This is a genomic window from Amycolatopsis magusensis (assembly GCF_017875555.1).
In the GTDB taxonomy this organism is placed as follows: Bacteria; Actinomycetota; Actinomycetes; order Mycobacteriales; family Pseudonocardiaceae; genus Amycolatopsis; species Amycolatopsis magusensis.
The window spans coordinates 6,956,960-6,970,772 of the sequence record NZ_JAGGMS010000001.1 but is presented as its reverse complement, the minus strand read 5'-3'; the positions used below and the strand labels follow the sequence as shown (position 1 = coordinate 6,970,772).

The window sequence follows — 13,813 nt, the reverse complement described above, 5'->3', positions numbered from 1 at the left end:
TGACGAACGCCCGAAGGCAAGAGCCGGTGGTGTCGAACCGGTTCGGCGAGCTAGCCCCGCCGAGCGGCCCCGGTGCTCGACCGCAGGGTGATCGCCGGGGCCAGCATCGCGCTGCGTGGCGTGGCGGACGGGTCGTTGATCTGCTCCAGCAGCAGGTCCACGGCCAGGCGGGCCATTTCCCCGGCAGGGACGTCCGCGGCGGTCAGCGGCGGGTGGAAGTCCTCGGCGAGCCGGTCGGCGATCACCCCGGTGAGGGAAAAGGCCCGCGGTACGTCGAGTGCGGCGCGGTGGAGTGCGCGCTGCACGCCGGGCAGCGCGGCCTCGTTGATCGTCACCGCCGCGGTCACCTCCGGCCAGCGCGCGCGGATCTGCTCGAAACACGCCAGGCCCGCGGCGGGCTCGTCGGCGCAGCACACGTTGTGCGCGGTCATGCCGCACCGGCCTGCTGCCTCGAAGAACCCGGCTGACGAGCGCAGGGCCGGACCGTAACCGGCGGCGACCAGCTCGTCGGAGCGGTTGATCAGCACGACGTGCTGGTGCCCGAGGTCGGCGAGGTGGTGCACGCAGCGGCTGATCAGCCCGGCGTAGTCGACGTCGACCCACGAGGACGCCCCCGGGTGCTCGACGTGACCGATCGTGACGAACGGCAGCCCGGCCTGGCTGAGCCGCTCGACCCGGGGATCGGCCAGCAGGATCTCCATCAGGATGACACCGTCGACCCGGCGCCCGGTGACGATCCGCTCGAAGGACCGGTCGTGGTCACCGCCGCTGGGCGAGAGCAGCACGTCGTGGTCGTGGACCGCGGCGGCCTCGACGACACTGGCCACGAACTCCAGCTGGACGTCGGTCAGCCGGGCGCTCGCCGGCGGTATCGCCAAACCGAACGTGCGGGTACGCCCCTCGGCCAGTGCGCGGGCGCTCGCGTTGGGCCGGTAGCCCAGTTCGGCGATGACGTCGTTGATCCTGCGCACGGTCGCGGTGGACACCGGCCGTTTCCCGCTCAGGGCGTAGGACACCGTGCTCCGCGACACCCCGGCCCGCCTGGCGATCTCCCCGATGTTCATGCCCGCTTCCCGTCTCCGGCCCATTCTGGGAACCGGTTCGACCGATGCTCATCGTAGGACATCCCCTCTTGCGCACAGCCGGTTCCCCGGTTTAGGTTGGCCCGGCTTCCCTCCCATCGAACCGGTTCGATGAGCGTCGTCCGCGAAACCGGCAGGAAGGATCACCATGCAGGGCGCACCGATCTCCCGACGATTCCCGGCGGCGCTGGCCGCGGCCGGCCTGGTGGCAACCCTGACAGCGTGTTCTCCGGCACCGGAGGCCGGTGACACCGGCACGCCGGGAACCTTCTCGGTCTGGGACCCGTACCCGCAGTTCGACGCCGGCTCCGCGTGGGCGAAGGTGATCGACGAGTGCGGAGCCGAGGCGGGCGTGAAGATCGAGCGCCAGGCCTACGACACCACCGACCTGACCACCAAGGTCCTGCTCGCCGCGCAGCAACGCACCGCGCCCCAGGTGCTGGTACTGGACAACCCGGTGGTGTCCACCCTCGCGGAGGCGGGGGTGCTCAAAGCGAACCAGGACGTCGGGCTGGACGCCTCGCAGGCTTCGCCGAACCTGGTGTCGGCCGGCGTCCAGGGCGGCCAGGGGTACGGCGTGCCGATCGGTGCCAACACCTTGGCGCTCTACTACAACAAGGCCGTGCTCACCGCCGCCGGTGTCGACCCGGCATCGGTCAAGGACTGGGCGTCTCTGGACGCGGCACTGGTCAAGGTGAAAGCAGCGGGCAAGAAGGGCATCACGTTCTCCGCGATCGGCACCGAAGAGGGAACCTTCCAGTTCCTGCCGTGGTTCTGGGGCGCCGGCGCGAACTTGACCGAACTATCCTCTGTGGACGCGGTCTCGGCGCTTTCGCTGTGGAAGTCCTGGCTGGACACGGGTCACGCGCCGAATTCGGTGGTGAACAACACCCAGACCACCAGCTGGCAGGAGTTCGCCACCGGTGAGTACGCCTTCGCCGAGAACGGCACCTGGCAGCTGCAGAACGCCAAGAAGGCCGGCTTCGAATACGGCGTCATCCCGATCCCGGGCCGGAACGGCGCGGCCGCACCGGCGCCGGCCGGTGGTGAGTTCGTCACCGTCACCGCGCAGGACAACAGGGACACCGAGGCGAAGGCCGGTCGTATCGCCGCCTGCCTGACCGGCCCGGACAAGGTCATGGCCACCGACACCGCGTTGACCTACGTCTCGGCGGTGCCTTCGGTGCAGCAGCAACAGGTTGCCGCGCAACCGGAACTGGCTGTGTGGGTGGAGGCGGTGAAGGGTGCGAAGAGCCGCACCGGCGACGATCTCGGTACCCGTTACCCGCGGATCTCCCAGCCGCTGTGGGGTGCCGTGCAGGCCGCGCTCAGCGGGTCGAAGACGCCGGAGGCCGCGCTCGCTGACGCCCAAGCCGCTGCGGCGTCAGCGAAGTAGGTGCAGGTGCGGTCACAGCTCGTCGCCAGGCAACTCGTCGGGTGGGCGTTCCTGGTGCCCCTGGTCACCTACCTGGTGGTGTGTTACGCCTACCCGCTGTTCACCACCCTCGACCTGAGCATCCGCGACCACACCGCCCGCACGTTCGTCCACGGCGGTGCGCCGCTGATCGGGTTCGCCAACTACGCCGCGGTATTCGGTGACCCGGCGTTCCGGACGGCGTTGGTCAACACAGTCCTGTTCACCGTCGTCTCGCTGGCGTTCCAGTACACGATCGGCCTGGCGATGGCGGTGTTCTTCGCGCGCGGCTTCAGGTTGTCGGCCACCCTGCGGGCACTGTTCCTGGTGCCCTGGCTGCTCCCGCTGATCGTGTCGGCATCCACCTGGGCGTGGCTGCTCAACAGCGAGTCCGGGCTGGTCAACGCGGTACTGGGAACCGTGGGCGTGGCGCCGGTCAACTGGCTGACCTCGCCCGGCTGGTCGCTGGTGTCGGTGACCATCGCCAACATCTGGATCGGCATCCCGTTCAACCTGGTCGTGCTCTACAGCGGACTGCAGAACATCCCCCGCGAGGTCTACGAAGCCTCGGCGCTGGACGGCGCGAGCGGCTGGCAGACCTTCCGGCGCATCACCTTCCCCATGCTGCGCCCGGTTTCGGCGATCACGCTCCTGCTCGGCCTGGTCTACACGCTCAAGGTGTTCGACATCATCTGGATCATGACCAAGGGCGGGCCGAGCGGTTCGTCCACCACCCTGGCCACCTGGTCCTACGAGCTGGGGTTCGGCAACCTGCTGCCCCGGTTCGGGCCCAGCGCCGCGGTGGGCAACGTGCTCATCCTGATCGCCCTGGTGGCCGGACTGCTCTACCTCCGGCTGCAGCGCAGGCAGGAGCCGGCATGAGGCGCTGGTCGTGGCGCACCGTCGTCGGCCTGCTGCTGACCGCGGTGATGCTGTTCCCGGTCTACTGGATGGTCAACGTCTCGCTCACGCCCGCGAGCGACATGCGGAAATCCCCGCCCAGCCTGTTCCCGTCCGCCCCGACGATCGAGGGATACCAGCGGGTGCTGCGCGAGCAGCTGCCGTACTTCGGCACGAGTCTGCTCGTCGCGCTGGGCACGGTTGTGCTCACCCTGGTGCTGGCCGCGCCCGCCGCGTACTCGCTGGCCAAGCTCCGCCCGCGGGGACGGCACCTGCTCGGTTTCGTCCTGCTGGTCGCGCAGATGATCCCCGGCATCATCATGGCGCTGGGCTTCTACGGCGTCTACGTGAGCCTCGGTATCACCAACACGGTGTGGGGGCTGATCTTCGCCGACTCGACCATCGCGGTGCCGTTCGCCGTGTTGATCCTCACGTCTTTCATGGCGTCCGTGCCCGGCGAACTGCTGCAGGCCGCCCGGATCGACGGCGCCGGGCCGTGGCGCTCGTTCTTTTCGATCGTGCTGCCCGCCAGCCGCAACGGCCTGGTGACCGCGGCGTTGTTCTCGTTCCTGTGGGCGTGGTCGGATTTCGTCTTCGCGGCCACCTTGGACGCGGGCGGCCGGTTGCAGCCGCTGACCCTGGGCATCTACCGCTACATCGGGAACAACAACCAGGAGTGGAACTCCATCATGGCCACCGCCGTGGTCGCGTCCGTGCCCGCGACCGTGCTCCTCGTGGTGGCCCAGCGCTATGTCGCTGCCGGCATCACCACCGGTGCCGTCAAGGACTGAAAGGAGTCCATTGTGGCCACCGAGTTCTCGGTGTACGAAATCCCCTTCAGCCGGTCCGGCGCCTGGTTCGGTCTCTCACCCGTGGTGGGGCCGGCGACCTACGCCGACGACGTGCACCTGGTGTCCCATCGCAACGGCATGCACCCGGTGCTGTCCCTCGTCCCCGTGCTGGACGGGAACCGCGCGACCACCGTGATCACCGCCGAACCGGCGGTGCTCACGTGGAGTGCCGGGGACACGCGGGTCGCCGCGGTGTTCTCGGCCCCGGACACACTGCGGATCTCCGGAACCGGTATGGGGATGCGGATCAGCGCCACGCGACCCACCCTGACCCCGTTCACCGGCACGTACTTCTTCGCCGACCCCGCCGGTGGCGCCGTGTTCACCTCCTACGAGACCGGGCACCGCTTTCGCGTGACTGTCCTCTCCGGACAGTCCAGCCGGGCCGGGGAACAGGAACTCGGCGTGGCCGACCGGATGGTCGTCGCAGGAGAGGACGGAGGCTCGTGGGAACTGGTGATCGAGGAGCTCGGCACCGTGCGGCCACCGTTCGAGTCCACAACGGACTTCCCGGGCGCGGTCACCGCCGCACGCGACACCTTCACCCGGTTCGCCGACGCCGTGGCGCCCTGGCGCGACGACCGGACCCCGGCCGCCGAGCTGGCCTGCTACGTCCTCTTCTCCGCCACGGTGGATCCCGCCGGGTTCGTCACCCGCCCGGCCGTGCTCATGTCGAAACACTGGATGGACAAGGTCTGGAGCTGGGACCACTGCTTCAACGCACTGGCACTGGCCCCTGGCGCACCCGGGCTGGCCTGGGACCAGTTCCAGGTGGTGTTCGACCACCAGGACACCGAAGGCGCGTTACCGGACTCGATCACCCACGCGGAAGTGCTCCGCAACTTCGTCAAACCACCCATCCACGGCCTGGCCCTCACCCGGCTGCGCGAACGCCTCCCCGGCGGCCTCCCCGACGCCCGGCGGGCCTACCGGCAACTCGCGGCCCTGACCTCCTTCTGGCTGGACCACCGGCGAGCACCCGGCCACGACCTCCCGCACTACGAACACGGCAACGACAGCGGCTGGGACAACTCCACGGTGTTCCGCGAAGAACGCCTCGTCCAGTCGGCCGACCTCGCCGCCTTCCTCGTACTGCAGATGAAGGAACTCGCCACGCTGGCCGCCGAGCTGGGCGAACCGTCCGCTCGGTGGGACGAGCGAGCCGACGACCTGCTCGCCGCGATGCTGGCCGAACTGTGGGACGGCACCGGATTCGTCAGCCGCGGCCTGCTGACCGGCACGGTCCGGCCCAGCGCGAGCCTGCTCGACCTCATGCCCGTCGTGCTGGGGGAGCACCTGCCTCGCCAGGTGTTCGATCAGCTGTGCGCGGGAATCTCGGCGCACCTGACCTCCGTCGGACTGGCCACCGAACTGCCGAGCTCGCCGTACTACGAGGCGGACGGATACTGGCGCGGCCCCGTGTGGGCGCCGGCCACCATCCTGATCGAAGACGGCCTGCGCCGCGGCGGCGCAGCGGAACTCGCCGACCAGGTCAGCGCGCGCTTCCGAGCCACGTGCGAGAAATCGGGCTTCGCCGAGAACTTCGACGCCCTGACCGGCGAGGGACTACGCGACCGCGCGTACACCTGGACAGCCAGCGCCTACCTGATACTCGCCGAAGACGCCGCGCACACCGGTCGCGGTCAGGAAAGTGTGGGTTGAACGGCCGCCACCGCGTGCCGCGCCGCCTCCTAACCTGTGGTCGACGGGGCAGGCAGGAACCGCGGGGGAGCATGGGATGTCCGGCTACGAAGTCACGCTCGAGGCGCTCGGCAAGGCCGGTGACTCGGCCGACAGCCTCGGCGAGCAGCTGGCGAGAATCGACCTGGGCGGCGCCTTGTCCACGCTGCCGAAGGGAATGCCCGGCAGCCGCACGGCGGCCTCGGCGGGCACGCTCGGCACCACCTGGCGCACCGAGGTCGCCACGTATGGCCGGGAAGCGCGCGATCACGCCAAGAAACTGCTGAACGCCAAGAAACTCTACGAAACCGACGAAGAGGCGGCCAAGGCGGCACTGAGGTGCTGAGGTTCTGAGGTGCTGAGGTGCTGAAGGGGACAGGACGATGATCGGTTACTGGAATGTCCGGGAATGGCAGCCGGACCCGTTGGACGACGCGGAGCAGACGCTCAAGAAGCGCGGCGACCAGGTGCTCGCGCTGGCCGACGAGCTGAAGGCCGCCGCCACGCCACCGGGTTGGTTCGGCCCCGCCGCGGACTCCGCCAAGGAGGGGCTGGCCGCGTTCACCGACAGGCTCGAGCACCAGGTCGCCGAGGTCAACGCGGTCCGAACCGGGTTGATGGCCTGCGCGGACGGCATGGCGGCACTGCGCACCGCGGTCGAGACCGTCGAGACACTGGCCCGCAAGCACCAGATGACGGTCACCGACGCGGGGGAGGTCGATGACGCCGGGTGGGCGTGCGGGCCCAAGGACGACCTCAAGGCCGTGATGGCCGAGCGCGCCGAGATGAAAGCCGAGCTCAAGGACCGGGTACGGCGGATCCTCGACTTCGCCAGACAGCTCGACGACGACCTCGCCGGGCTGCTGGACAAAACCGGCCAGGGCAAGATCGGCGACGGCGGCGCCACCACACTGGCCGCGGCCGCGAACGCCGGAGCGGCGCAGGGCAAGACCGCGATCCCAGGCATGCCACCGTATCCAGGGCAGTACGGCGACGGGTCGGGGCCGTACGGGGCAGCGGGCAAGAGCGCCGACGCCTACCTCAAGAAATCGCTGCTGCTCCACGCGGCCATCGCGGCGGAGAGCGCTGGGTGGACCCAGGCCGCCAAACACCTGCGGCACTACCTCGCGAATTCCGGCGACGACCTGAAGATGAGTCCCGACGAGCTCATGCGCGACGTCCCGCAGTTCCGGCAGGCGGTCGACGCGACGACCGCGAAAGAACTGAAAACCATCGTGGCGCAGGCACAGGCGAACGGCACCTACGGCCGGCCGGTGAGTTTCACGACGAAATGGAAGGGCTTCTACGTCACTGAGCAGATGAGCAAGAACTGGTACTTCGCCACCGCCGGACTGAACTACTCGGTGACCGGGGTGGCGACGGTGCAGCCGCCCAAGCACCCCGGCCTGCCGCCCCGGGTCGAGGTCGATCACCGGACGCAGGTGTTCGACCGCTACAACTGGGATGTCAAGGAAGGGAAGGCCATCGAGATCGGCGGCGTCGAGATCAAGGACGACGTGCAGGCACAACTGCACCGGGCGGGGATGGCCAAGGAGTACAACCTGGTCGGGTCGTCGGTGACCAAGCACTACAACGGCGAAATCCCGCACGACTCGGAGTTCCCGCTCCCGCAAACCCGAGGCGGCAGCCGGGCCGATCCCGCGCGCGGCTGAACGCACACGGTGGCGCGGCCGCTCCGATCGCCCGGGTGTCGCGGCTGACGGCGAGCTCGGCAACTGCTGGGCCGGAAATCCACCCGGCCGGACTCCGGGGTTCGCACCGGGATTCCCGGTGCGAACCCCGGTCACAGGCCGAGGCCGTAGACCGACAGCGTCCGGCTGCCGCCGAAGCCGCCGGTCCGGTGCAGCAGGCGCAGGTCCGCCGTGCCCGCCATGATGTCCAGCTCCGCCAGCGGCGGGAACTCGGCGGTCCGGTGGTAGTGCCCGAGCTGCACGGGCATCGTGGGCGTTTCGATGATCACCACCCCGTCGTCGACGATGTGATCGGCGGCGGTCATCAGCAGCTCGATCTGGGCACGCAGGGTGTAGAGCTGCGCCAGTGCCGACGGTTCGACCAGTACCGCGCCGAAGACGTCCTCCAGGCACTCGCGCCGCAGGTCGGCGTGCACGAAGTAGACCGATTCCGCGCCGGGCATGCTCGCCGCGTACTCGATCGCGGTGGGGGAGTCGTCGACGACGAACACGGTGAACCCCGCCGCGGCCAGCGCGCGGGCCGGGCCGTCCGGGTTCGCGCCGAGTTCCAGGATGGTGCGGTCGGGAACCCAGTGCTGGTAGAAGGCGACGGTGTGCCGCCAGTCATCGCCCAGGGGTCTGGGGTCGAGTGTCGTGGTGCGCAGGTGGTGTAATGACATCGGGCAACCTGTCGTCCGGGGCCGGGGAACCGAGCTCGCCTGTGTTATCCCTACTTACGGCTGACCCGCCCGTTTCGTTCACCCCCAGTTGTTCCGTCGGCACACGGTGCGTTTCGCGTGCGGTGGCCGCGGCACCGGCGGCGAGCAGGCACACGGCCGCGGTGAAGATGGCCACGCCCAGCCAGTCGTCCTTGCCGGAGCCGATGGCGGCCACCACGCTCGGCGCGAACCCGGCCACGGCGAAGCCGATCTGGGTGCCGATCGCCATCCCGGACAACCGCACCCGCGCGCTGAACATCTCGCCGTAGAACGCCGGCCACACCCCGTTGACCCCGCTGTAGACCACGCCGAACAGCAGCAGGCCGAACGGGAAGATCAGCAGGAACTGCCCGGACGAGATGGACCACAGGTACGGGAAGATCAGCACCCCGCAGCCGAGGCAGCCGCCGATGAACACCGGTTTGCGGCCGATCCGGTCGGCCAGCCCGGCCAGCGCCGGGATCGCCGCCAGGGCCAGGACGTTGGCCAGCACACCGACCCACAGCATCGGCGTGCGTTCCAGTCCGACGGTGTTCACCGCGTAGCTGAGCGCGTAGACGGTGAAGATCGTGCTGACCGAAGCGATCGTGGCCGCGACGACCACGCGGAGCACGTCGGCCCAGTGGTCGCGGAAGAGCACCGCGACCGGCAGCTTGGCGACCTCGGCGCGTTCGAACACCGGGGTTTCGTCGAGCTTGCGCCGCACCACGAACCCGACCACCACGACCAGCGCGCTGCACCAGAACGGCAGGCGCCAGCCCCAGGACAGCAGTTGGTCCTCGGGCATCGCGGCGATCGGCAGGAACACCGCGGTGGCCAGGATCTGCCCGGCCTGGGTGCCGCTGAGCGTGAAGCTGGTGTAGAAGGCGCGCCGGTCGTGCGGGGCGTGCTCCAGCGACATCGAGTTCGCGCTGGCCTGCTCGCCCGCGGCGGACAACCCCTGCATCAGGCGCAGGACGACCAGCAGGATCGGCGCGAGCACGCCGACGTCGCCGTAGGTCGGCAGGCAGCCGACGGCGAAGGTCGCCACGCCCATCAGCAGCAGCGTGAAGACCAGCACCTTCTTGCGGCCGAAGCGGTCACCGACGTGGCCGAGGATCACCGCGCCGATCGGGCGGGCCAGGTAGCCGACGCCGAAGGTGGCCAGCGCGAGCAGCGTGCCGGTGGCGGGGGAGGAGGCGGGGAAGAAGATCTTGTTGAACACCAGTGCCGCTGCGGTGCCGTAGATGAAGAAGTCGTAGTACTCGAGCGCGCTGCCGATCCAGGCGGCCACCGCGGCCTTGCGCGGCATGCCCGGTGCGGATGTCGGGGTCAATGGGGGCTCCTGAAGTCCGTGCTCCGTTGCTCAGACACAGCGGGTCAGCTATGAACCATCTAGTTAGTTAACACAGGCTGGACAACGAGCCGCCCGATGTCAAGAGCCGATTTCCCCAGTGCGAACGCCGAACTCGCGCACCCCAGCGTGGAACTCGCCTACCCCAGTGTGTAACTCGCCTACCTGAACGTGAGACTCGCGTGCCTGAGTGCGTAGTTCGGCTTCCTGAACGTGCGACTCGGCCGTCTGCGAACCTCACGTTCGGGCATCTGAACCACGCGCTCGGGAAGCCGAACCCCACGTTCGGGCGCGTGAACCACGCGCTCGGGAAGCCGAAACTCACGTTCGGGGTGGGGTGGGTCAGGTGGGGGTGTTGGTCAGGTAGTCGAGGACCAGGTCGCCGAGCATGTGGCGCTGGTGGGCGCGGCGCTGCGGGTCGAGCAGGTCGCGGCCGAAGATGGCGTTGAAGGTGTGCCGGTTCGCCAGGCGGAACACGCAGAACGAGCTGATCACCATGTGGATGTCGAGCGCGTCGGCGTCGGCGCGGAAGCGGCCGGCGGCGCGGCCGCGGTCGAGGATGCGGGTGAGCACGTCGAGCGCCGGGTTGGCCAGGCCGGACAGCACTTCCGAGCGGGCGATGTGCTCGGCGCGGTGGATGTTCTCGATGCTGACCAGGCGGATGAAGTCCGGGTGCGCCTCGTGGTGGTCGAAGGTCAGCTCGGCGAGCTGGCGGATGGCGTCCTCGGGTTCGAGGTGCTCCACGTCCAGCTGCTGCTCGAGGGTCCGGATCGCCGAATAGGCCTGTTCCAGCACGGCGACGTAGAGCTGTTCCTTGCCGCCGAAGTAGTAGTAGATCATCCGCTTGGTGGTGCTGGTCCTGGCGGCGATCTCGTCCACCCTGGCCCCGGTGTAGCCCTTGTCGGCGAACTCGCTGGTGGCCACCGCGAGGATGTCGGCGCGGGTGCGGTCCTTGTCCCGCTGCCGCTCGACGTCGGACGACGGTGCGGCCACCGGGCTTCCTCCGATTCGTTCGCGGACGCCCCACTCTAACGCAGCCCCTTTGCCGGGCGCCGGAGTCCGGCTACAGTGAACTCACCAGTTAGTACATTAACGCCGGAAGGCCCTGTGGTGACCAGTTATCTCATCGGACTGATCGGCTCGGGCATCGGGCCGTCGCTGAGCCCGGCCCTGCACGAGCAGGAGGCGGCCGAGCTCGGCCTGCGTTATCTGTACCGCCGCCTGGACCTCGACGTGCTCGGGCGCCCGGCCGCGGAGGTGCTCGAAGCCGCGCGCCTGGCCGGGTTCGACGGGCTGAACGTGACCCACCCGGCCAAGCAGCAGCTGCTCGGCCGGCTCGACGAGCTGTCCCCGGAGGCCGCCGCGCTCGGCGCGGTCAACACCGTGGTCTTCGACGGCGGGCGCGCGATCGGGCACAACACCGACACCACCGGGTTCGCCGGCAGCCTCAGCCGCGGCCTGCCCGACGCGGCGATGGAATCGGTGCTGCTGCTGGGCGCGGGCGGGGCGGGCGCGGCCGTCGGGCACGCGCTGCTGTCGCTGGGCACCGGCACGCTGCACGTCCACGACGTCGACGCCGACCGTGCCGCCACCCTGGTTTCCGCGCTGTGCGAACGGTTCGGCGCCGGTCGCGCGGTGGTCGGCGACCTCGGCGCGCTGCGGTTCGCCGACGGCCTGGTGCACGCGACCCCGACCGGCATGGCGAACTACCCGGGCAGTCCGGTGCCCGCCTCGGCGCTGCGGCCGGAGCTGTGGGTGGCCGACATCGTCTACCGTCCACTCGAGACGGACCTGCTGCGGGCCGCGGCCGCGCGCGGGTGCCGCGTGCTGCACGGCGGCGGCATGGTCGTGCTGCAGGCCGCCGACTCGTTCCGCCTGTTCACCGGGGTCGAGCCGGACGCCGAGCGCATGCTGCGCCACTTCCGGGAACTCGCCGCGCTGGAAGGGAAGGCGGTGTACGCCCGTGGCTGAGCGCCGTACCGCCATCGCCACCGTCTGCCTCTCCGGCACGCTGGAGGACAAGCTCGCGGCCGCTTCGGCGGCCGGGTTCGACGGCGTGGAGATCTTCGAGAACGACCTGCTCGCCTCACGGCTGTCCCCGGCGGGGATCCGGCGCCACTGCGCGGATCTGGGCCTGTCGATCGACCTCTACCAGCCGTTCCGCGATTTCGAAGCGGTGCCGCCGGAAATCTTCGACGCCAACCTGCGGCGGGCCGAGCGCAAGCTGGACCTGATGGCCGAGCTGGGCACGGACACCATCCTCGTCTGCTCCTCGGTCTCACCGGACGCGGTCGACGACGACGAACTCGCCGCCGAACAACTGCACGCGCTCGCCGAACTGGCGGGGGAGCGCGGCCTGCGGATCGCCTACGAAGCACTGGCGTGGGGCCGGTTCGTCAACACCTACCGGCGGTCGTGGCAGATCGTGCGCCGGGCCGCGCACCCGGCGCTCGGGTTGTGCCTGGACAGCTTCCACATCCTGTCCGTGGGCAGCGATCCCGCCGCGATCCGGACGATCCCCGGCGAGAAGATCTTCTTCGTGCAGCTCGCCGACGCGCCCCGGCTGGCCATGGACGTGCTGCAGTGGAGCAGGCACCACCGGCTCTTCCCCGGCCAGGGCGAGTTCGACCTGACCGCGTTCACCGGGCACGTGCTGGCCACCGGCTACGACGGGCCGCTGTCGCTGGAGGTGTTCAACGACGTCTTCCGGCAGGCCGATCCGCGGCTCGCGGCGGTCGACGCGATGCGGTCGCTGCTGGCCTTGCAGGAGTCGCTCGGCCTGGTCGACCTGCCCGCCGCGCCGGCGTTGCACGGGCACGCCTTCGCCGAACTCGCCGCGTCCTCCGGGGAAGACGTGGAGAAGGTGCTCGCCGGTCTCGGCTTCACCAGTGTGGGCCACCACCGCACGAAACCGGTCCGCCTGTGGGCGCAGAACGGCGCCAGGGTGCTGGTCAACGAAAGCGGTGAGCGCACCGCCATCGCGGTCGAGAGCGATGATCCGGCGCAGTCGGCCCGGCGTGCCGAGGCCTTCCTGGCACAGCCGTTGTCGCGTGGCCGGGAAGCGGTCGCCGCCCCCGATTCCACCGAGTTGTTCTTCTGCGGCAGCGAGGACTGGCTGTCCGACTTCGACCTCACCGGCGAGACCGAGGACCTCGCGGGCATCACCGGCATCGACCACGTGGCACTGACCCAGCCGTTCGACCAGTTCGAGGAAGCCGCGTTGTTCTACCGGTCCGTGCTGGGCCTGCGGCTGGAGCCGGTGGTGGAGTTCGCCGCGCCGTTCGGCCTGGTGCGCAGCCGCGCCGCGGCGCACCAGGGCGTGCGCCTGACCCTGGACACCTCGCTGGTGCGCCGCGGCGAATGGGCCCCGGCCGTGCGCGAACCGCAGCACATCGCCTTCACCACCGGCGACGCGATCGCCAGCGCGAAGGCGATGCGCGCGCTCGGCGCCCCGCTGCTGGACATCCCCGGCAACTACTACGACGACCTCGAAGCCCGCCTCGACCTGCCCGCGGACCTGCTGGCCGCGCTGCGGGCCGAATCGGTGCTGTACGACCGCGACGAGCACGGCGAATTCCTGCACTTCTACACCGACCTCGCGGGTGAGCGCGTGTTCTTCGAAGTGGTGCAGCGCATCGGCGGCTACCGCGGGTTCGGCGTGGCCAACGCGCCGATCCGGATGGCCGCCCACCGCGACCGCAGGCTCAGCGGGCCGGGTTAGCGATCCGCGCCTCGGGGATGGTCTGCAGCGCCTGCCCCCAGTCCGGGTACTGCGCGACCTTGGCCAGGTGCAGCGCCATCACCTTGGCGCTCAGCTCCGGGTCGGGGTCGTCGGAGAGCCGGACCGCGGACATGCGCTGGATGTGCGGCAGGATCTGCCAGTCGCCCTCGAGGTGCACCGGGTCGTGCATGTACCGCTCCAGCGCGGGCAGGTCCGCGACGGCGGCCAGGTAGGTGTGCGTGAAGCCCTCGGCGGGGTCGCCGATGTCCTGCCCCACGGTCGAAAACGCCACCGACTCCACCGAAGCGGTGCGCCGCATCGCGCTCAGCACGGTGTCCTTCTCCGCGTCGGTGGTCCCGTCCTTGAAGCTGAACCGAAGGATGTTGACGATCATCGCTGCCTCCCAGGTTGAACTTACTGGT

General features: G+C 69.7%; 13 protein-coding genes. 8 read left to right on the top strand and 5 right to left on the bottom strand.

The features are described 5' to 3' along the window. Positions 1 to 50: 50 nt before the first annotated feature. The gene (locus tag JOM49_RS30975; protein ID WP_281068335.1) at positions 51 to 1,088 is read right to left on the bottom strand and encodes a LacI family DNA-binding transcriptional regulator; all 1,038 of its coding nucleotides are present in this window, start codon (positions 1,086 to 1,088) and stop codon (positions 51 to 53) included. A 142-nt stretch (positions 1,089 to 1,230) separates the two neighbouring features. On the opposite strand from JOM49_RS30975, the gene JOM49_RS30970 reads away from it, so the two are divergent. The 6 genes from JOM49_RS30970 (at position 1,231) to JOM49_RS30945 (ending at position 7,600) form a co-directional block, all read left to right on the top strand. Further along, on the top strand, positions 1,231 to 2,478 hold the full coding sequence (locus tag JOM49_RS30970; protein WP_209667709.1) for a sugar ABC transporter substrate-binding protein: 1,248 nt from the start codon (positions 1,231 to 1,233) through the stop codon (positions 2,476 to 2,478). Positions 2,479 to 2,484: 6 nt separating this feature from the next. Then, on the top strand, positions 2,485 to 3,378 hold the full coding sequence (locus JOM49_RS30965; protein ID WP_282773297.1) for a carbohydrate ABC transporter permease: 894 nt from the start codon (positions 2,485 to 2,487) through the stop codon (positions 3,376 to 3,378). Further along, on the top strand, positions 3,375 to 4,187 hold the full coding sequence (locus tag JOM49_RS30960; protein WP_209667707.1) for a carbohydrate ABC transporter permease: 813 nt from the start codon (positions 3,375 to 3,377) through the stop codon (positions 4,185 to 4,187). Before JOM49_RS30965 ends, JOM49_RS30960 begins: the two co-directional genes overlap by 4 nt. Before the next feature lie 12 nt (positions 4,188 to 4,199). Then, entirely contained in the window at positions 4,200 to 5,909 is a 1,710-nt protein-coding gene (locus JOM49_RS30955; RefSeq protein ID WP_308158934.1) for an amylo-alpha-1,6-glucosidase, read from the top strand. Positions 5,910 to 5,985: 76 nt separating this feature from the next. Next, on the top strand, positions 5,986 to 6,273 hold the full coding sequence (locus tag JOM49_RS30950; protein WP_209667706.1) for a hypothetical protein: 288 nt from the start codon (positions 5,986 to 5,988) through the stop codon (positions 6,271 to 6,273). A 37-nt stretch (positions 6,274 to 6,310) separates the two neighbouring features. Then, a complete protein-coding gene (locus tag JOM49_RS30945) occupies positions 6,311 to 7,600 on the top strand; it encodes a hypothetical protein (protein WP_209667705.1) in 1,290 nt (429 codons plus the stop codon). A gap of 131 nt (positions 7,601 to 7,731) precedes the next feature. Here the strand turns inward: JOM49_RS30945 and JOM49_RS30940 are convergent, their stop codons facing one another. From JOM49_RS30940 to JOM49_RS30930, 3 genes are all read right to left on the bottom strand, one after another. After that, positions 7,732 to 8,298: a class I SAM-dependent methyltransferase gene (locus JOM49_RS30940; protein ID WP_209667704.1), complete on the bottom strand. Its 567-nt coding sequence runs from the start codon at positions 8,296 to 8,298 to the stop codon at positions 7,732 to 7,734. Continuing rightward, positions 8,243 to 9,628: an MFS transporter gene (locus tag JOM49_RS30935; RefSeq protein ID WP_209671801.1), complete on the bottom strand. Its 1,386-nt coding sequence runs from the start codon at positions 9,626 to 9,628 to the stop codon at positions 8,243 to 8,245. Before JOM49_RS30935 ends, JOM49_RS30940 begins: the two co-directional genes overlap by 56 nt. Positions 9,629 to 10,012: 384 nt before the next feature. After that, positions 10,013 to 10,663 (bottom strand): TetR/AcrR family transcriptional regulator, encoded by a 651-nt coding sequence (locus tag JOM49_RS30930; protein WP_209667703.1) that lies wholly within the window; start codon positions 10,661 to 10,663, stop codon positions 10,013 to 10,015. A 117-nt stretch (positions 10,664 to 10,780) separates the two neighbouring features. Between JOM49_RS30930 and JOM49_RS30925 the strand changes: the two genes are divergently transcribed. Continuing rightward, a complete protein-coding gene (locus JOM49_RS30925; protein WP_209667702.1) occupies positions 10,781 to 11,641 on the top strand; it encodes a shikimate dehydrogenase in 861 nt (286 codons plus the stop codon). Continuing rightward, positions 11,634 to 13,391: a bifunctional sugar phosphate isomerase/epimerase/4-hydroxyphenylpyruvate dioxygenase family protein gene (locus tag JOM49_RS30920; RefSeq protein ID WP_209667701.1), complete on the top strand. Its 1,758-nt coding sequence runs from the start codon at positions 11,634 to 11,636 to the stop codon at positions 13,389 to 13,391. Before JOM49_RS30925 ends, JOM49_RS30920 begins: the two co-directional genes overlap by 8 nt. On the opposite strand, the gene JOM49_RS30915 is transcribed toward JOM49_RS30920, so the two are convergent. Then, complete coding sequence (locus JOM49_RS30915) at positions 13,375 to 13,785, bottom strand: Dabb family protein (protein WP_209667700.1); 411 nt, start codon at positions 13,783 to 13,785, stop codon at positions 13,375 to 13,377. The genes JOM49_RS30920 and JOM49_RS30915 overlap by 17 nt on opposite strands. Positions 13,786 to 13,813: the final 28 nt, after the last annotated feature.